Raw genomic sequence first — 19,747 nt, forward strand, 5'->3', positions numbered from 1 at the left:
CCGCGGCGGGACGCCCGATCGCCGCACACGCAGGAAATCCAGGAGAAGCGAGACAGAGATGGCCCCGACAGCCGCCACGGCCCCCCTCCTCCGGGATGTCTTCCACATCAAGACATCCATCTCGACCTCCGACTACGTGCTCAAGCTCGCCGAGGCGGTCACCCAGGACGGTGCGGCGGACGCGCTGCGGAACTACGTCGTCACCGAACGGCTGCTGGAGAACTTCGACGAGGCCCTCGGGCTGATCAAGGCCGCGCTGGACGGGCACACCTCGAAGGCCGCGTATCTGCACGGCTCGTTCGGTTCCGGTAAGTCACACTTCATGGCCGTTCTGCACGCGCTCCTGCGCGGGGACGAGGCCGCACGGGCGCGGAGGGACTTCGACCCGGTCCTGGGCAAGCACGAGTGGCTGGGCGGCGACCGCAAGAAGTTCCTGCTCGTGCCATACCACATGCTCGGGGCGAAGTCCCTGGAGCAGCGGGTGCTCGGCGGATACGTCAGCCATGTCAAGGCGCTCCACCCGCAGGCGCCGACCCCGCAGGTGTACCGGACCGACTCCCTCTTCCAGGACATCCACTCCCACCGGGAGCGGATGGGCGACTCTGCCTTCATCCAGGGTCTCGCCGGGGCGGACTCGGGTGCCGGGCGCGAGGGCTCCGACGGGGACGGGGACGACTGGGGCGACGAGTTCGCGTGGACTCCCGAGCTGCTGTCCACCGCGCTCGCGGCCGCGGAACTGGGCGAGGACGAGGTCGCTCCCGACCTGGTCAACCCGAGCACCCCCGCCGAGCTGCGGGCCAAACTCGTGCACGACGCGTGCGCCACGTGGTTCCCCGGCTTCACCCGGAACGCCGCCGAGGACGAGCACGGCTTCATCTCGCTGGACGCCGGCCTCGCGGTGATCGCCGAGCACGCCAAATCCCTCGGCTACCACGGGCTGATCCTCTTCATGGACGAGCTGATCCTCTGGCTCGCCAACCGTGTGCACGACCAGAAGTTCGTCTCCCGCGAGGCGGACAAGATCACGAACTTCGTGGAGGGCGCGGACTCCCGGCGCGCGGTACCGATCGTGTCGTTCATCGCCCGCCAGCGTGACCTGCGGGAACTGGTCGGCGAGGAGATCTCCGGGGCTGCCGAGGCCGCGATCCAGGACAGTCTGCGACTCGCCTCGGGGCGCTTCGACACGATCACGTTGGAGGACCGCAACCTGCCCCAGGTCGCCCACGCCCGGCTGCTGTCGCCGAAGAACCCGGAGGCCGCCGCGAAGCTGGACGTGGCGTTCGCCAAGATCAAGCGGGTCGGGCCCCAGGTGTGGGACGTCCTGCTGGGGTCGGACGAGGGGACGACGGGCGCGGACGAGGAGTCGTTCCGGCTGACCTACCCCTTCACGCCCGCGTTCATGGACACGCTGGTGCACATCTCCTCGGCTCTTCAGCGGTCCCGTACCGGTCTGAAGCTGATGGGGCAGCTCCTGGCCGCGCACCGCGACTCCGCGACGCTGGACAACCTGATCCCGCTCGGCGATCTGTATCCCGTGATCGCGGACGGCGGGGACAAGCCGTTCGTGGACAGTCTGAAGGTGGAGTTCCAGGCGGCCGACAAGCTGTACCGCGCCAAGCTCCGCCCGCACCTGCTGGCCACGTACGAGATCACCGAGGAGGACATCGAGCGCTACCGGCACCGTCGTGACACCGTCACCGATCCGCAGCTGGCCAACCGGTGCCGGGGTTTCATCGGCGACGACCGGCTGATGTGCACGCTGCTGCTGTCCGCGCTGGCGCCCAGCGTGCCCGCCCTGCGGGACCTGACCATCCGGCGGCTCGGAGCCCTGAACCACGGCTCGGTCCTCTCCCCCATCCCCGGTGCCGAGGTCGGGGTGATCAGGACGAAGGTCGACGAGTGGGCCTCGCGGTTCGCCGAGATCAAGGCGACCGGCACGGACGCCAATCCCGGTGTGCGGCTCGAGCTGGCCGGGGTGGACGTCGACTCCGTCATCGCCAACGCCGACGTGAACAACAGCTCGTCCAACCGGCGGGCCCTCGCCAAGCGGCTGCTCGCCGAGGAGCTGGGGCTGTCGCTCCAGGAACGTCTGGTCGCGGACGAGTTGCAGCTCGTCTGGCGAGGATCGGAGCGCACGGCGGAGGTGGTCTTCGGCAACATCGCGGACGCCGACGACTTCCCCGACCACGATTTCTCGCCCGGCCAGGACGGGCTGTGGCGGATCGTCCTGGACCTGCCCTACCACGAGGGCGAGTCGGGGCCCGTCGAGGACGCCAACCGGATGGGCACCCTGCGCACCCTTCCCGGGGCCCGGCCCCGTACCGTCGCCTGGATTCCGACCCACCTGTCCGCCGCCCGGTTCAAGGACTTCCAGCGGCTGGTCGTGATCGACTACGCGCTGGCGGACCAGCGGCGCTTCGACACCGTGTACGCGCGGCACCTCAACGCCGACAACCGGGCCCGTGCCAAGGGCCTGCTCGAAGGACAGCGGGACTCACTCACCAAGGCGGTGAAGGCCGCGTTCAAACAGGCCTACGGATGTGCGGACAAGAAGCCGAGCGACGTCGACGTGTCGTTCAACGAGCACTTCGAGCCGCTGCCGGACGTCTCCGGGCTGCGGGTGTCCATCGGGATGTCGCTGCACGCCGGGATCCGCCATGTCGTGGACAAGCTGCTGGCCCACCAGTTCCCCGCCCACCCCGACCTGGACCCGGAGAACACCGGTACGGCGGTGCGGTCCTCCGACGTCCGCACGGTCTTCGGGCACATCCGGGCGGCGACGGAGGCCGGCGACCGGCAGGCGGAGATCCCGGCCAAGGACCGGTCCGCGATGCGGAGGATCGGCACGCCGCTCGGCCTCGGACAGCAGAAGGAGGCGTACTTCCGGCTCTCCAACCGGTGGGTGGACCACTTCGGCCTCCAGGCCCGTACCGAGGGCGGCCCGGGTGACCTGAGCGTCGTCCAGCTCAGCGAGTGGATCGACCGGCCGGCGCCCATGGGGCTCGATCCGCTGCTGGCGCACCTGGTCATCGCCGCCTACGCGGAGATGGACGACCGGGTGTGGGTGCAGAGCGGTTCTCTGCTCGACCCGGCGCCCGAGCCGTCCGCCGTCAAGCCGGTCTACGCACTTCGCTCCCAGCCGCTCCCGGAGGAAGCGGTCTGGGAAGAGGCCGGACAACGGTTCTGGGAGATCTTCGGCGAGCAGCCCCCGAAGCTGCGGCGCGGCCGGATGGTCGGCCTGTTCGCCCGGCGGATCGGCCACCAGGCCAGGACCTACCAGCCGCACGCGGCCGACCTCGTACGGGAGCTCGAGAAGCGCTCCGCGCTGCTCGGCCTGGACGAGGCGGACGAAGGCGGCCGGCTCGCGCTGGCCCGCCGTTCGCGGGACCTGCTCGACTCGCTGGTGGCGCTGGAGCGGGAGTCTGCCGGCGGCTCGGCGGGGGCCAAGCAGATCATCACCGGCTTCGCCGGCTTCGACCTCGGTGAGGTGTCGGCAGGACGGTACGGGGCGTCGGTCAAGCAGGCCGAGGCGGTGGCCTCGGCTCTGGCCGGAGCTGCCTGGGACATGCTGAGGCTCGCCCCGAACTACGGTGCGGCGGGCGAGGCGGTCCTGGAGTCGCTGCGCGGAGCAGCCCGTGCCGACCAGCGCACCACGGATCTGAAGGGTGCGCTCGGCGAGGCCCGGAGCGCACTCGTGGCGGTGATCGACCGGAGCCAGCCGGCCACACCGGTGGCTCCCCCTCCGGCCACCGCCCCCGCGGTCGACCGGCCCGCCACACCGAACGACATCGACCTGAACACCGGGACGAACCGGCCTCCGGTCCCGACGACCCACCCGCTGCCGGGGCGTGCTCCGCGTCGGTCGGGAGGAGGACGGACCACGGCGGCCCGTGCCATCGCCGAACTGCAGGCCGAACTCGCGGGGCTGACCGCGGCGGAGCCCGACGCGACGGTCGAGATCACCTGGCGGGTAGTGGAATGACCCGGCCGACGACCGGCACGGCCGGTGCGACGAACACCGCGGCCGGCGCGGTGCGGCTCAACACGGCTACCGTGACCCAGTACCTGGCCTCGCAGTCCGGGGGCCTGGCCCAGGGCAAGCGGCGGGCGGTGCTGCTGCGGGCGGAGCCCGTGTGGGACGGTCCGTCCCCGCTGACCTGGGGCGAGCAACGCCGGGCCGTGGTGGTGGGCGCCCCCTCGCCGCTGGCCGCGTACGAACTGGTCCTCGCCCACCAGCGCCCGGCGGCCGCCGGGCCCGACGTCCTGGTGGTCCTGACCGACCGGGAGGAGGCGGAGCTCGGTCCCGACCTGCTGGCGAAGGTGCACAAGCAGCGGGTGAACGCGGTCGACACCTGGGACGTCGTGCGGGAGGCGTTCGCTGCCAGGGGGAGGGACCCGCGTCTCGAACAGGACAACTGGGCGGCCGAAGCGCTGCTGGATGCCAGCCCGCCGGGGGGCTGGCCGCAGCTCGGGGGCGGCATACTCACCCGTTCCACCGCCCTGACCTCGCTCGCTCTGCGCAGGCTGGGCATCGGCCGGTACGACCCCGACCGCGACCCGGGCGACGGTGACGCCGGTGCGTCGGCCGAGCCTGAATTCAGCGGCGATCCGGCCGCGGAGGGTCCGCCGGAAACCCTCGCGGGTGGCGACACCCTTGATGTGCACACCTTGCTCCGTTGGTCGCTGACTCCCGGCGGCCCCGAACGGCTGCTGGCCCTGCGCAGGCCGGAGCGGGACGGACTGGCGGACTTCCTGGGCAAGGATGACCGGACCGGGCCGGCCGGGCGGGCCCTGATCACCCTGGTCGACGCCGGACACGGGCCGGACGCCGTGGCGTTCGGGCTGGTCTGCGCCGCGCTGTGGGCGAGCCCCGGGGCCGAGGCCGAGGACTACCGGGCCCGTGGGCGGGCCGAACGCTGGTTCGGCGAGGAGCCGCCCGTACGGGGCGAGGCTCTGGACTCGATGGCGGCGGCATTCGGACGGTGTTGCGAGGAATTCGTCTCGGGGCTCCTGCTGACCGGGCGCACCGGTGCCCCGGACCCGGCGGCAGGGGCACGCCGCCTGGCCGGTTCCACGCTCGACCGGGCCTCCTCGCTGGTTCGCCAGTTCGGTGCGGAACGGGCCGCCCGCACGAGTCCCGTACTCGCAGAGGGACTGGAGGCCCTGTTCGACGCGGCGGGGCGGGCGTTGTCCGGCGGCGGTCCGGAGGACGTCAGCGGTGCCGTGGCCTCGCTGGAGGAGCACCGGCAGGCAGCCGATCCCGACGCCCGGACCCGTATCCAGCGAGTCGTGATGGCCCAGCGGCTGACCCGTTGGCTGGCCACCGGGCCGGAACCGGAGAGTCCGCACGTCGAAGCCGGGATCGGCCGGCACATGGCGGAGACCGGCTGGGTCGACCTCGCCCTGGACCACATCGAGGCCGGAGGTGACCCCGCGGCCTCGCTCACCTCCGCCTACAACACCCTCTGTGGCGCGGTACGCGAACAGCGGCGCGAGATCGACCGTCGCTTCGCCGACCTCCTCGCCACCTGGACGGCCAACGGCACCGACCCCGGCACGATGCTGACCGTGGAGACGTTCCTGCCGACGGTGGTCGCACCAGTGGTGAAGGCCGAAGAGCGCCGTGTCCTGCTGCTCGTCCTGGACGGTATGAGCGCGGCGATCGCCTCCGAGCTGGGCGAGGAACTGCGCGAACACTGGGTCGAGTACGACCCGCTGCCCAGGGCGAAGGGCACACCCCGGCGCCGGGGCATGGCCGCAGCGCTTCCGACCGTCACGTCGGTTTCCCGGACCTCCCTGTTCGCCGCGCGGCTGATGTCGGGCACCCAGGCGGACGAGAAGCGGCTGTTCCCCGGCCACCGTTTCTGGGGCGGCGCGGACGTCGCGGTGTTCCACAAGGACGATCTGCGGAGCGAGAGCAGCGGAAGCACCCTCGGGGCGGGGCTGCGTGATGCTTTGGACGGTGACCGTACCCATGTCGCGGTGGTGCTGAACACCGTGGACGACAGGCTGGCCGGTGACCAGAAGCTGGGGGACGGCAGCTGGCGGCTGAACGACATAGGGCAGTTGCGGCAGTTGCTGCGGCTGGCCGCCGAGCAGGGTCGCGCGGTGATCCTCACCAGTGATCACGGTCACGTCGTGGACCGGCACGGAGTGCGGACCGAAGCGGACGCTCCGCTCTCGGCCCGGCACCGAGTGGCCGGGGGGCCGGTGGGCGACGCGGAGATCCGGCTGGCCGGACCACGGGTCCTCGCACCGGAACCGGGGGGTGCGATCGTGGCGTTGTGGGACGCGGACTCCCGCTACACCGACCGGCGGGCGGGCTACCACGGCGGGGCGTCCCTGGCCGAGGTCACCATTCCCGTGCTGGCGTTCCTGCCGTTCGGCGCCCAGCCGCCCGGCGGCTGGCGAGAGCTGGGCAGCCAGCAGCCGTCGTGGTGGTCGCTCGACCCGCGACCGGCCACGAGCACATCAGCGGCGACTCTGCCTCCGCCCAAACCGGTCCAGCGCAGGAAGGCGCAGCCGCAGGCCGACAAGGGCCCCGACGCGCTGTTCGACGTAACACTCACCCCGAGCACTCCCGCGGAAGGGGGCACGCTGCTCTCGGTCGGACTGGTGCTGCCGAAGGACGCGCTCGTCGACGACCTGCTCGCGTCCGAACTCTTCGCTACGCAGGTCACCGTGCTGGCCCGCAAGCCCAACCTGCTGCAGGTGGAGAAGGCTATACGGGCCCTGCTGGACGCCGGAGGCACGTTGCCGGTGACAGCGCTGGCGCAGCGAGCGGGTGTGCGCGCCAGCGGGGCGGACGGTTTCGGAGCCGTGCTGCGGCAGTTGCTGAACTTCGACGGCGCGCAGGTGCTGGAGGCGCTGCCGGACGGACGGACGCTACGGCTGGACGAGGCGCTTCTGCGGGAGCAGTTCGAGCTGCGGTAGCCCGGCGCGGGTGCCGGGCCCTGGCGGCCCGACACCCGCTGTCCCTCAGGTGAGTTCGCGCAGGATACGGAGAAATCCGCGCAGTTCGTCACTCAGCCGCGATGTGAGGGGCTCGGCGTCGAAGTGCGCGATGCTGTTGCGGATGACCCGGACGCGGTCGAGCTGGCGCACGAACTGGATGCGGTTCATGCGCCAGTCGAGCGCCTTCCAGTTCTCGTCGGCCTTCGCGCGCAGCGCCGGATTCTGCTGCTCGCCGTCCAGCAGCTTCACGTAACCGTTGAACATCAGGTCGGTGATCAGGCCCGTCTGCATCCGCGCCTGGTTGGGCTGGACGGCACGGATCGCGTCCGGGCCGATCTTCGCGCCGAGACACTTGCGCAGCCTGAACTCGATCTCCCCGATGACGAAGAACGGCCAGGCGGTCGCACCGAACCTCTCGGTGATGTCCGCCGCGGTCACGATGCCGCTGAACGATCCGTTGTTGGCACGGACCAGGAGATATCCCTCCTCGCTCACCCGTGGGAGCAATGAGAAGAAGTCGTGGTGCGCCTCGACGACGGGAGGGTCGATGAGCGCTTCCGGCAGGCCGGGGTGGTTCACCTTCTCGTAGGCCTTGACCACCGATCGCCAGGTGACGACGCCGTGCAGGATCGAGCCGGCCTCGATGACGGGGATCTGCGAGTAGTTCCTGCTCCGCATGAGATACGTGACCTCGGAGAGCTTCTTGTCCGGCGTCACCGAGCACAGACCGCTCACGGCGGCCGGGATGTCGCCGATCCTGATGGGGTTCTGCGGCAGCCCGCCGCCGGGCAGTTCCTCCGGCTCCTCCTCGGACGGCTCGGGGGGATCCGGAACCGCCGCGCGGGCCACGATCTGGATGTCGGCGCCGCTGCCGCAGGTGGCGAAGTCCGGGAGGGTGGACAGACCGGCGTCCTTGAGTGCCTGTTCGATGAGCGGGACCGTGAGCTCGTTCCGCAGGCGGGCGCCGAAGAGCGCCAGGAGGCGCAGCACAGGGATCTGCTTGCCCTTGAGAGCGCGGAGCTCAGCCTCGGTGGGGTGCTGGGGCATGGCGGCGCTCACCGGTCCTGTGCGTCACGGAAGACGGTCCGCTTGCCCATGGCCGAGTCCACCAGGGCGAGCAACCGCTTGGCACGGTGCTCGTAGAACGTCTCGAAGTCGTCGGTCTCCAGCGCGGTCAGATCGACGAGATGCGTGACCAGGACGTCGCCGAACCACTCCGGCCGCACTCCCGACTCCAGCGTGAGCGTCTTGAGGTAGGCGTGCGGGGGGCCCGTCATGCTCTTGCTGGCACGCAGGGAGAGGGGGGTCTTATTGACGATCGAGTTGGCCTGAGCGGCGCGGCCCCGGTGGTTCTTCGTGATCCACTCCTTGGGGAAGATCGGCCGGACGTCCACCGCGTGCTCCACCAGCCGGTCGGGGACCAGCGGCCCGTCGGTGAAGTACCAGTCCACCGCGCCCTGCTTGATGAGAAGGGCGTAGATGCCCTTGTACGCGGCGCTGTTGCGGGTGGTCAGCGTGTCCAGCCGGTCGGAGAGGAAGGCGGCCTCGGCGACGGTGTCGGGCACCAGGACGCTGCCGTCCTCGCGGATACAGCTGACCAGCTGCTCGACGTCACGGGTGAAGCGGCTCTCGGTCGACCCGCCGTACATCTCCCCCATCACGCCGCACCAGTACCACTGGGTGATCCGGTCGTCCGCTCCCGGGCTGTCCGTCTCGTCGCCGATGAGGGCCCGGACGGCCGCGAGGGGCACCAGCTGTGTGCGGTAGGGGAGGTCGGCTGTGCGGACGATGCACTGGCGCCGCAGGAAACCCCCCACCCAGGCGAATGCCTCCGCCACCCTCGGTGCGAGCCGGCGGAAGTCCTCCAGCGGCAGTTCGAGCAGGTCCCGGCGCTTGCAGGACACCGAGATGCTGCGGCCCGACCGCTTGGCCTCCCAGGTCCGGACCAGGGCGACGGCCTGGAGGAAGTCGCTGCTGCTCAGGCCGTCGTCGGGCCCCGCCTCGGGTCGGCCGAAGACCGGATAGGCGGAGGTGAGCTTCTTCTTGATCCCGTGCCACTCGTCCGGGAGACGGTAGTAGTCGCCGTGCTCCTCGGCATGTGCCTGATTGCCCGCGTAGGTGGCGGTCAGCAGTTCGAAGACGTTGAGCGGCACGCCGCCCGTGTTGACGCGCTCGAAGACCGCGCACACGGCGTCCATCGTGGTGGTGGCGGACAATTTGATCATCGGTACGTCGAACGACAGCATGTTGTGCAGTACCTGCTCCTGGAACTTCATCCAGACGGGCCAGTTGGCCGGATTCTTGACGAACTCCTGCTGCCAGGCGCCTACCCGCTGCGTGTCGAAGACGTAGTGGAGGGGAAAGAAGCCGGCCGCGCACTCCAGCTCGACGGAGCTGAGATCCCGTCCCGGCCGGCGGGCGAAGTCCCTTTTGAGAATGCGGTCCTCGGGCACCGAGACGATCGCGTCGTCCCGGTCCGCCGCGGGCCCTACCGCCTTCTCGATGTCGACGTAATACCACCGCTTGAGGTTCTTGCCGCGAGCGTCGACGGTTTCCACCGGCTTGTCCTGGTGCAGCGCCTGGAAAAGTGAGGTGAGCCGCTGTTGCCCGTCCAGCAGCAGCAGGTCCGGCACCTGTGTCTCACCGTCCTCCGCACCCTTGAGTGCTCGCGCCTTGAACTGGGGCGCGCCTCCGGTGTGCAGTGCCATCACCACACCGAGCGGGTACTTCAGGGTCACCGTCGCGATGAGCGCCCTGATCCGCTCGTCGTCCCACTTCCACTCCCGCTGGAAGTCCGGCAACTGAAGTGCGCCGGATGTGACGTCCTTGAGTACGTCCTTGAGGTCCGGATTGTCGAGCGCCACGCTGCCTATTCCCCACCTTCGACCGAAACTATGCAACTGATAATAGGAGCAAGGAAATAGCGACGGTGTCAATCATTCGGCCCTCACAATGATCTGCTGAGGCGATTTTCAGCCGCATCTTCGCCGAGGTCGGTCGGATGCGAGACTGGCGGGGTGAGTAACGACCGCCTCGAACGCACCGGTTCCGTCAGTGCCGCCCGCCGCCGCGAGGTGATCGACGCCCTCCGCCGGGGCGCCGTCCCTGAAAGCGGGCTCGACCTGCTCGCCACCGGCCTCGGCAGGTTCGAGGAGGCAGTCGACGCCGAACTGGACACAGCGGCCTCGGGTGGTTCGGTCTTCAAGGCGGTGCGGGGTGAATACGGGTCCGGCAAGACCTTCTTCACCCGGTGGCTCGGCGAGCGGGCCAAGCGCCGCAACTTCGCCGTGGCCGAGATCCAGGTTTCGGAGACCGAAACGCCCCTGCACAAACTGGAGACCGTCTACCGCCGTCTCACCGAGCGCCTGACGACCTCCGGCTTTCCCCCGAGCGCGCTGCGCCCCGTCGTGGACGCCTGGTTCTACGCGCTGGAAGAGGACGCGCTGTCCGCGGGCGCCGCCGAGGAGGATCTCGCGGAGGAGGTGGAACGGCTGCTGGCGGCCCGGCTCAGCGAGGTGTCCCGGCACGCCCCCTCCTTCGCCACCGCGCTCCGCGGCTACCGCACCGCACTGACCTCCGGCGACGAAGGAACCGCGGCCGCCGTGCTGGCCTGGCTGGGAGGCCAGCCGCATGTGGCCGCCTCGGCCCGCAGGGCCGTCGGAGTCCGCGGCGACCTCGACCACTTCGGGGCCTTCGGCTTCCTCCAGGGCCTGCTCACCGTGTTGCGCGACTCCGGGCACAAGGGCCTCTTCGTCGTGCTGGACGAGGTGGAGACACTCCAGCGGGTCCGCTCGGACGCACGGGACAAGGCGCTCAACGCTCTGCGCCAGCTCATCGACGAGGTGCACTCAGGGCGCTTTCCCGGCCTGTATCTGCTGATCACGGGGACCCCCGCGTTCTTCGAAGGCCAGCAGGGTGTGCAGCGTCTGGCACCGCTGGCGCAACGGCTCGCCACCGATTTCACCACCGACCCCCGCTTCGACAACCCGCGTGCCGTACAGGTGCGGCTTCCCGGCTTCACCCACGCGTCCCTGGTGGGCCTCGGCACCACGATCCGCGACCTGTACGCGGACGGCGCCGGCGATTCCGGACGGGTCAGAGCCGTCGTGGACGACGCGTACATCTCGGAGCTGGCCGCCGCGGTGGGCGGGGCTCTCGGAGGCCGGGTCGGCGTCGCGCCCCGGCTGTTCCTCAAGAAGCTCGTCGGTGACGTCCTGGACCGGGTCGACCAGTTCGACGACTTCGATCCGCGTCAGCACTACGCGCTGACCATGAGTTCCAACGAGATGAGCGACATCGAGCGCAACGCGGCGGCCGCCGACGCCGACGAAATCGAGCTGGACCTTCCGTGAGCGAGCCGTCCGTACCTGCCGAGTCCACCGATCCGCTCGATCTGCTTCACCCCGGGCTCGTCCATCACATCGTGAACACCCTTGGCTGGGCCGGGCTGCGGCCCCTCCAGGAGGAGGCCATCGGGCCGCTGACCGGCGGCGCGGACGCCCTGCTGCTCGCACCCACCGCCGGAGGCAAGACCGAAGCGGCGTGCTTTCCCCTGCTGTCCCGTATGGAACGGGAGAGGTGGACCGGCACGTCCCTTCTCTACGTCTGTCCGCTCAAAGCCCTCTTGAACAACCTGCTGCCCCGGCTGGAGACCTACACTTCTTGGCTGGGACGCACCGCGGCCCTCTGGCACGGGGACGTGGCCCAGACCCGCAGGAAGCGCATCCTTCGCGAACGCCCTGACGTGCTGCTGACCACCCCGGAGTCACTTGAGGCGATGCTGGTCAGTGTCAACGTCGACCACACGGCGTTCTTCTCCGGTCTGCGCGGCATCGTGGTGGACGAGGTGCACGCCTTCGCCGGCGACGACAGGGGCTGGCACCTGCTCGCCGTGCTAGAACGGCTGGAACGCGTGGCGGGCCGTCCTGTCCAGCGCGTGGGGCTTTCGGCGACGGTGGGAAACCCGGAGCAGTTGCTGACGTGGCTGCGAGGAGCACGCGGCCGTGACGAGCCGGACGATCATGGCGCACGGGTGATCGCTCCCCGGGCGCCCTCCGCGGTTACACCCTCCTCGGCTCCCTCGGAGACGGCCCCCGCCGGCGATGTCCAACTGGACTACGTGGGTTCCCTGGCCAACGCGGCCACGGTGATCGCCGCGTTGCACCGGGGCGAGAAGCGTCTGGTGTTCTGCGAGTCGCGCAAACAGGTCGAAGAGCTCGGGCAGAGTCTGCGCGCCAAGGGTGTCACCACCTTCCTGTCGCACGCCTCGCTCTCCGCGGACGAGCGCAGACGCGCGGAGGAGGCCTTCAGTGACGCCCGCGACTGCGTGATCGTCTCCACGAGCACACTCGAACTCGGGATCGACGTCGGAGACCTCGACCGCGTCGTCCAGATCGACTCACCGAGCACGGTGGCGTCCTTCCTGCAACGCCTCGGCCGTACCGGTCGCAGGCCCGGATCCCAGCGCAACTGCCTCTTCCTGACCCTCGACGAGGCGGCCCTGCTGTCTGCGGCCGCCCTTCTGCTGCTGTGGACACGCGGCTGGGTCGAGCCCATTGTCGCTCCGCCGGAACCCCGGCACATCGTCGCTCAGCAGATCCTCGCGCTCTGTCTCCAGGAACAGCGGGTGGGAGACCGCCTGTGGCAGGAGTGGTGGGGCGGGCTGGGCCCGTTCGGTCCCGCGTCCGAGCCCCTCGTACGGCATCTGGTGGAAGCCGGGTTCCTGAACCGTGACACCGGTCTGATGTTCATCGGACCTGAAGCGGAAAAGCGCTTCGGGTACCGGCACTTCATGGACCTGACCGCTGTCTTCACCGCCGCCCCGGAGTTCACCGTCCTGACCGGACGCACGGAGATCGGTACGACGGACCCCGTGCTGCTGACGGAGCGGGTCGCGGGCCCACGTCGTCTCCTGCTCGCTGGGCGCAGTTGGCAGGTGACCTACATCGACTGGTCGCGCCGACGCTGCTTCGTCGAACCGGTCGACGGCGGTGGAAAGGCGCGCTGGGGCGGCGTGGGCCTGTCCCGCACGTCGTCCTACGCGCTGACCCGAGCGGCACGAGAGGTCATGCTCGGCGCGACACCACGGGTGGCGTTCACCCGGCGCGCGGACGGCGCTCTCGATCAGCTGCGCGCCACGGGGGAGGAACTGGTGGACCCTGCCGGCACGGTGCTGCTGCGTGGTGGGCGCGACACCAATGTTCGCTGGTGGACCTGGGCCGGATACAAGGCCAACGCGACGCTGGCAGCCACGCTGGCATCCGTATCCGACCCTCTTCAGCGGCCCACCGACATGTACGTACGGCTCCGCGAAGACCTCACGCAGCGGGAATGGCATCGGGCGAAGTCCGACGCCGGGGAGCGCCTGTGCCTCCCGGTGGTGGACCCCCGGGCCCTCCAGGGGCTGAAGTTCAACGCGGCTCTCCCTCCTCGGCTGGCCGAGGCCACGCTCTCGGCCCGGATGGCGGATCTGGACGGTGCCGCCTCGGCTCTCGGCGAACCCGTGAGGTTCACACACCGGGTCATCTGAACCTGCGGGTGCGGGAAGACGTGAGGAAGGGCCGGGCCGACTGGAAGGGCGACAACGACGCCGCGCGGCACATGGCGCACTACCTCGGGCACAGCGGGACGGACATGGACCTGTCCGTCGACAAGATGACGTCGGACGTGCCCGGCTTCAACGCGCACGTCGAGGACGGTCTGAAGAATCTTCTCCATACGCGGCAGCCCGTTCGCGTGCGTTCTCTGTGGCCTCGTCCAGCAACTCCCGCCCCTGCATCACGTCGTTCAGCGGCCTATGTGGCGAGATAGCAAGCCGGATCGCGCGTGAGGCGGCACGGCCCCGGGCAGAGTCGGAGTGACTTTTTCGGCTCGACGGTGGGGGGACCGTTATGAAGTCCGACGATGGGTACGGGGCCGCGCGGCAGGAGCACGGGCAGGGGCAGGGGCAGGGGCAGGGAGTCGGCGGGTCCGGGTTCGGCGGGCCTGTGCCACCTCCGCCGCCCTCCCACGCGCCGGCCGTCGGGCCGCCGCCGCCCGGTGCGCCCCTGCGTGCGACCGGTGGCGCGCTGCTCAATCTGACCGGACTCGGGCTGGGTTACGCCCTGTTGGGGCGCTGGGTGCGGGCCGCGGTGTGCTGGGCGGCCACGGCGGTGCTGCTGTGGGCGGCGTTGCCGGCCGATCCGGACGGGGTGCCCGGGGGCGTTCTCGTCGGGTATCTGCTCGTGCTGGTGCTCGCCGCCGCCGACGGGGCGCGGATCGCCCGGCGTTCGGCGCTGGGCGGGGCGTGGCGGCCCGTTCTGGCGGTCGGGCTCGGCGTGGTGCTGCTCGCCGTGCCGACGGGCGGAGCCGTGGTGTACGGCTCCGCGCGGGACGAGGCGCGGGAGCAGATGCTGCTGGACCGGCTGGCGGCCGGGGACGAGCGGGTCGCGGCGGCTTCGGGGCAGCCGTTCGGCTCGGCGAAGGGCGAGTACGAGCGGGCGCTCGACGCCTATCGCGCGCTCGGCGAGGACCATCCGGGCTCCCGGGCCGCGAAGCTCGTCCCGGACCGCCTGAAGACGTACTACGACGCCGTCTCCGCCCCGTACGCGGAGAAGCGGCTCTGTGAGGCCGTCGCACCGTTGACCTATCTGCGGACGCTGCCGGACTCGGTGGACGAGAAGCTGCTGGGCGCGCTCGCCGCGTGGCCCGACGAACCGCTCGCCGTTTCGTTGTACGGGTGCGGTGTGTCGCGTCTGGGCGGGCCGGGCGGCGGCGGCACGGAGCTGGGAGAGCTGTTGCGCACGTTCCCCGATTCCGCCTCCGCGCGACAGGTGGGGCCGGCGATCGGGAAGCGGATCAAGGAGCAGGTCGCGGCGTTGAAGGGGGCCGAGCCGTGTGCGGCCACCGAGGTGCTGCGGGGCCTCGGCGCCACCGCGTCCGGCCTCCCGGCCGAGGAGGTGAAGGCGATGCGCGGCGATGCCGACAAGGGCGTCGTGGACGGGGTGTACGCCTGTGGGGTCGACCAGTTCAAGGACGAGAAGTTCGACGACGCGCGCACGACGCTGACCGATTTCGCGCGGACGTACAAGAGCGACGGGCGGGTACGGCAGGCGCGGGACATCGCCATAGCCGCGGAGATCGCCGACGACCGGCCGGCGGCGGGCAAGCGGCTGCCGCCGTCGAAGCGGCCCGGCGGCTCACGCATGGAGCTGGTCATCAGCAACGACGCGCCGAACGCGGTCGAGGTGCTCTACACCGGTCCGGTCACCGGCACCGCCACGCTGAAGGCCTGCGCCGGCTGTGAGCGGTACAGCGCCTCCGAAGGCTCGCGGCGGGCTTGCGGGGCGAGCGGCAGGAACTACCCCAAGGCCCGGCTCCGGCTTCCCGCCGGGGAGTACCACTTCCTCTACAAGCACGGCACGGGCGCGACCGCGCGGGTGGACAGCTACTCCTCCGGGACGAAGGTCCAGCCGGGCTACTCCTACACCAGCTGCACGTACGTCATCGAGCGGAGCCCGTTCGACCTGGACCTGCCGCAGCTTCCGGATCCGGTCCAGCCGGTGCTCAGCCCTTGGGGCGCGGGCTCTTCTCGATGACCCGGCCGTCCAGCTCGGCGGTGAGATAGGCGCCGCCGTGCGAGTCGGAGACGTAGACGCGCAGCACCGGGCGGTCTCCGTGGAAGGGCGAGGAGGGGTCCACGATCACGTAACGGCTCTCCGGTTCGTCGACGTTGAGCGTCTTCTCCGCCGTCTTCAGCAGGGCGGGGAGCGCGTCCCAGTCGACGGAGTCCAGGTCGATCGTCGTGGACCCGGACGGCAGGGTACCGCCCATGTCGTTGTTCTTCGCCCGGCCGTCGCGGTAGCTGAAGCGGTCGTACAGCGCGGCGTTGGACTTCAGCGGCGCGTCGGCGGAGGCGTGCTCGCCGTAGAGGGTGAAGTCGGTGACCTTCGTCCCGCCCATGAGGGGCTTCATCGCCTCGATCGCCGCCCGTGCGCCGTCCGGGGTCAGCAGGTCCACGGTCTCCGGTGCCTCCTCCCCGGTGTCGCCGGTGCCACCGGACCCGCCGGTGTCGCCGGCCACCGGGTCCGGCGCCGGAGCGGAGACCTGAGGGGCGCTCGCCCGGTCGCGCGGGCGGTCGTCGTTGTCGGAGCCCCGGGACGAGAACGGGTCGGCCGTCCAGAGGATGGCGCCCGCGATCACCACGGCCGAGACGACGGACGACGCGGCGCTGATCCGCCAGACCCGGCGCTCGACGCGGCGGCCGCGCTCGTCCGGGGCGTCGTAGGGATCGGTGGCGGGCCGCTGGTACGGATCGCCGCCGGGTGCGGGCGCGGGCGTGGCGGCGGGGGGCGGGAAGCCGTAGCCCGTCGGGACGCGGTCCTCCGGGCCCTCGGGCGAGGAGGGCGGGGCGAGGGGCCCGCCGGGCCGTGCGGACGCCGGAGGCTTCCGGTCGGACACGGGTGACGGGGGCGGCACGGACACGGGCGCGGGTCGCGGCCGGGGCGGCGGCGTGGCGGCCGTCTGCGTGGGCGTGCTGTGCACGGACCCGGGCCGCGCGGACGGGGGCCGGTCCCGTACGGGCTCCGTGGGCGTCGGGGCGGGACCCCCGCCCGTGCGCACGGCCTCGGCCAGCAGACGGTCGAGGGCCTCGGCGTCCGGGCGGGCCGGGATGTCCCTGGTGAGAAGTGCGTCGAGCACCGGGGTGAGGGATCCGGCCCGTACCGGCGGCGGGATCTCCTCGTCGAGAACGGCGGCCAGGGTGGCCAGGGTGGTGGCCCGGCGCAGCGGGTGGTGGCCCTCGACGGCGACGTACAGCATCATGCCGAGGGACCAGAGGTCGGAGGACGGGTCGCCCTCGGTGCCCCGGATCCGCTCGGGGGCTATGTAGTCGGGCGAGCCGATGAGGGCGCCCGTCATGGTGAGGCTGGTCGACTCGCGGATGGCGGCGATGCCGAAGTCCGTGAGGACCGGGCGGCCGTCGGGGCGCAGCAGCACGTTGGCGGGCTTGACGTCGCGGTGCTGGATGCCGGCGGCGTGGGCGGCGCGGAGGGCGGAGAGGATGCCGCGTCCCAGCTCGGCGGCGTCGGCGGGTTCCATGGGCCCGTGGGCGAGCCGGTCGTGCAGGGAGGAGCCGGCCACCAGCTCCATCACGATCCACGGGTAGCCGTCCTCGCCGGGGTCGACGATGTGGTGGACGGTGACCACGTTCGGATGGTCGACCCGGGCCAGGGCACGGGCCTCGCGCAGCACCCGGGCGCGCAGGGTGCGGGCGCCCTCGGGGTCGTACTCCGCGAGCGCCGGGTCCGGGGGCCGTACCTCCTTGAGGGCGACATCGCGGTGGAGCGCCTCGTCGCGGGCCCGCCAGACCATGCCCATGCCACCGCTGCCGAGCCGCTCCACCAGCGTGAAGCGGCCGTCGATCACCCGTCCCGAGGGGGCCTCTGCGCTCATGGCCGTAGCGTACGGGGGGCGTACGACAGCGGGGCGGCGGGGCGGTACGGCCTGCCGGGCGGCAAGAGGCCGCCGGCCGTGATCCGTTCGCGGGGCGACGTCGGGCCGCGTCGTCTTCGCGCCGCGTCGTCCTCGGGCCGCGTCGTCCTCGGGCCGCGTCCCCGTCAGGCCGAGGTGCGTCTGCGGGAGGACGCGGTCTTCTTCGCCGACGTGCCGCCGCTCGACGACGTCCGCTTCTTCGCCGTGGACTTCTTCGGCGTGGTCTTCTTCGCAGTGGACTTCCTCGGCGTGGACTCCTTCGCCGCGGTCTTCCTCGCCGCGGTCTTCCTCGCCGCGGTCTTCTTCGCCGTGCTCTTCTTCGCGCCGGTGGACTTGGGGGCGGACTTCTCCGTCGTGGAGCTTCCGGAGCGGGTGACCGTCTTGCCGGCCGGGGTGCGGTGGGTGGTCTTCTGCGCGGCTTTGCTGGTCTGCGCGGCTCCGGTGGTCCGCGCGGTCTTCCCGGACGCCTTCGACGACGTCTTCTTGATGGGGTGGACGTCGGCCATGTCGCCGCCGCCATCGCCCTCGCCGTCCTGCGATCTCCTGGCCGCCCGCACACTGTTCTCCAGGGCCGCGATCAGGTCGATGACCTTGCCGCCGCCGGTGTCCTCGGGTTCGGCCGGGAGCACGCTCTCACCGGAGGCCTTCGCGGCGACGAGCTCCTCCACCGCCTCCCGGTAGTCGTCGTGGAGGCTGTCCATGTCGACCTCGCCGAGGGTGTCCATCAGGGCGTCGGCCAGGTCGAGTTCGGCGTCGCGGACCGTGACGTCGCCGTCCGGGGCCGCGTCCTGCGGGGGCCGGATCTCGTCGGGCCAGAGGAGGCCGTGCATGGCGATCACGTCGTCCACGACGCGGAGCATGCCGAGCCGTTCGCGGCCGCGCAGGGCGTACTTGGCGACGGCGACCCTGTTGCTGTGCTTGAGGGCCTCGCGGAGCAGGGTGTACGGCTTGGCGGCCGGGACTCCGTTGGCGGAGAGGTAGTACGCCGTGTCCATCTGGAGGGGGTCGATCCGGTCGGCGGGCACGAAGGCGACGATCTCGATCGTCTTCGCCGTCGGCAGCGGGAGCTGGGCGAGATCCTCGTCGGTGATCGGGATCATCGTGCCGTCGGCGTCCTCGTACGCCTTGCCTATCTCGCTGCCGGAGACCTCCTCCTCATCCAGTTCACAGACCTTGCGGTACCGGATCCGGCCACCGTCGGCGAGGTGGATCTGCCGGAAGCTGATCGAGTGGTTCTCGGTGGCGTTGATCAGTTTGACCGGGATGCTGACCAGCCCGAAGGCGATCGCGCCGTTCCATATGGACCTCACCGTTCACCCCTTGCCGACCGTTGAGCACCCTGGAGGCGTCAGAGACGCTTTGGCATGGTTTCGTGTGATTCTTATCGTATGACGCCGATCACCGAGGTGGAGGGGCGACGAGTCTCGCTCAGCAATCTCGACAAGGTCCTGTATCCGGCCACCGGAACGACCAAGGGCGAGGTGCTGCACTACTACGCGGCCACCGCGGGCGGCGTGATCCTGCCCCATCTGCGCGATCGCCCCGTGTCCTTCCTGCGCTACCCGGACGGGCCGGACGGCCAGGTCTTCTTCACCAAGAATCCGCCGCCCGGTACGCCCGCCTGGGTGGGGACCACCGCCGTTCCGCGGAGCGAGGACCCGGGCGCCCGGCAGGTGGTCGTGCGGGATCTGGCCTCCCTGATGTGGGCGGCCAACCTGGTGGTGGAGTTCCACACCCCGCAGTGGCGCGAGGACGCGCCGGAGATCGCCGACCGGATGGTCTTCGACCTGGACCCCGGCTCCCCCGCGACCGTCGTGGAGTGCTGCACGGTGGCGCTCTGGCTGCGGGAGCGCCTCGCGGCCGACGGGCTGACCGCGTACGGGAAGACGTCCGGGTCCAAGGGGATGCATCTGCTGGTACCACTGGAGCCGACCCCGTCCGGCGAGGTGTCCGCGTACGCGAAGCGGCTCGCCGTGGAGGCGGAGGCGGCCCTGCCGGGGCTGGCCCTGCACCGGATGAAGCGCGCCCTGCGGCCGGGCAAGGTATTCGTCGACTTCAGCCAGAACGCGGCGGCCAAGACGACGGCCACGCCCTACACCCTGCGCGCCCGCCCCGAACCCACCGTGTCGGCACCGGTGACCTGGGACGAGATCGCGGAGTGCCGGGAGGCGGGCGCCCTGGTGTTCCGGGCCGGGGACATGGCCGCCCGGCTGGACCGGCACGGCGATCTGATCGCGCCCTTGAACGACCCGGAACAAGCGCGTCCCCTGCCCGCGTGACACGCCCCGGTTCACAGGAATCCACAGCCGAGTCACAGGAATCC

Annotated in this window: 10 protein-coding genes; 6 read left to right on the forward strand and 4 right to left on the reverse strand. The window is 70.9% G+C overall.

The annotated features are described in order from the left end of the window. The first annotated feature begins 58 nt into the window (after nucleotides 1–58). Together pglY and pglZ are read left to right on the forward strand one after the other, a co-directional pair. Nucleotides 59–3,982 (forward strand): BREX-2 system ATPase PglY, encoded by a 3,924-nt coding sequence (gene pglY, locus D581_RS0120205; protein ID WP_018959023.1) that lies wholly within the window; start codon nucleotides 59–61, stop codon nucleotides 3,980–3,982. Next, nucleotides 3,979–6,933 carry a BREX-2 system phosphatase PglZ gene (pglZ, locus tag D581_RS0120210; protein WP_018959024.1) on the forward strand — a complete coding sequence of 985 codons (2,955 nt, stop codon included), beginning with the start codon at nucleotides 3,979–3,981 and terminating at the stop codon, nucleotides 6,931–6,933. Before pglY ends, pglZ begins: the two co-directional genes overlap by 4 nt. Before the next feature lie 45 nt (nucleotides 6,934–6,978). Here the strand turns inward: pglZ and D581_RS0120215 are convergent, their stop codons facing one another. Both D581_RS0120215 and D581_RS0120220 read right to left on the reverse strand, forming a co-directional pair. Further along, nucleotides 6,979–8,001, reverse strand: coding sequence for a CBS domain-containing protein (locus D581_RS0120215; RefSeq protein ID WP_026290729.1), 1,023 nt, complete (start codon nucleotides 7,999–8,001; stop codon nucleotides 6,979–6,981). Nucleotides 8,002–8,009: 8 nt separating this feature from the next. After that, entirely contained in the window at nucleotides 8,010–9,818 is a 1,809-nt protein-coding gene (locus D581_RS0120220; protein ID WP_018959026.1) for a DUF262 domain-containing protein, read from the reverse strand. Nucleotides 9,819–9,971: 153 nt separating this feature from the next. On the opposite strand from D581_RS0120220, the gene brxD reads away from it, so the two are divergent. The 3 genes from brxD to D581_RS0120235 all read left to right on the forward strand — a co-directional run bounded on the left by brxD (nucleotide 9,972) and on the right by D581_RS0120235 (nucleotide 15,530). Then, complete coding sequence (gene brxD, locus D581_RS0120225; RefSeq protein ID WP_018959027.1) at nucleotides 9,972–11,306, forward strand: BREX system ATP-binding protein BrxD; 1,335 nt, start codon at nucleotides 9,972–9,974, stop codon at nucleotides 11,304–11,306. Continuing rightward, on the forward strand, nucleotides 11,303–13,483 hold the full coding sequence (locus D581_RS0120230; protein WP_018959028.1) for a DEAD/DEAH box helicase: 2,181 nt from the start codon (nucleotides 11,303–11,305) through the stop codon (nucleotides 13,481–13,483). The genes brxD and D581_RS0120230 overlap by 4 nt, the downstream gene beginning before the upstream one ends. A gap of 361 nt (nucleotides 13,484–13,844) precedes the next feature. Next, nucleotides 13,845–15,530 carry a hypothetical protein gene (locus tag D581_RS0120235; protein WP_018959029.1) on the forward strand — a complete coding sequence of 562 codons (1,686 nt, stop codon included), beginning with the start codon at nucleotides 13,845–13,847 and terminating at the stop codon, nucleotides 15,528–15,530. On the opposite strand, the gene D581_RS0120240 is transcribed toward D581_RS0120235, so the two are convergent. Together D581_RS0120240 and ku are read right to left on the reverse strand one after the other, a co-directional pair. Continuing rightward, a complete protein-coding gene (locus D581_RS0120240) occupies nucleotides 15,499–17,385 on the reverse strand; it encodes a serine/threonine-protein kinase (RefSeq protein WP_199787822.1) in 1,887 nt (628 codons plus the stop codon). The two genes, D581_RS0120235 and D581_RS0120240, sit on opposite strands and share 32 nt — an antisense overlap. Before the next feature lie 164 nt (nucleotides 17,386–17,549). Next, complete coding sequence (gene ku, locus D581_RS0120245; RefSeq protein WP_018959031.1) at nucleotides 17,550–18,734, reverse strand: non-homologous end joining protein Ku; 1,185 nt, start codon at nucleotides 18,732–18,734, stop codon at nucleotides 17,550–17,552. A 78-nt stretch (nucleotides 18,735–18,812) separates the two neighbouring features. On the opposite strand from ku, the gene ligD reads away from it, so the two are divergent. After that, nucleotides 18,813–19,703 carry a non-homologous end-joining DNA ligase gene (gene ligD, locus D581_RS0120250; protein WP_018959032.1) on the forward strand — a complete coding sequence of 297 codons (891 nt, stop codon included), beginning with the start codon at nucleotides 18,813–18,815 and terminating at the stop codon, nucleotides 19,701–19,703. The last annotated feature ends 44 nt before the right edge of the window (nucleotides 19,704–19,747 follow it).

The organism is Streptomyces sp. CNB091, assembly GCF_000377965.1.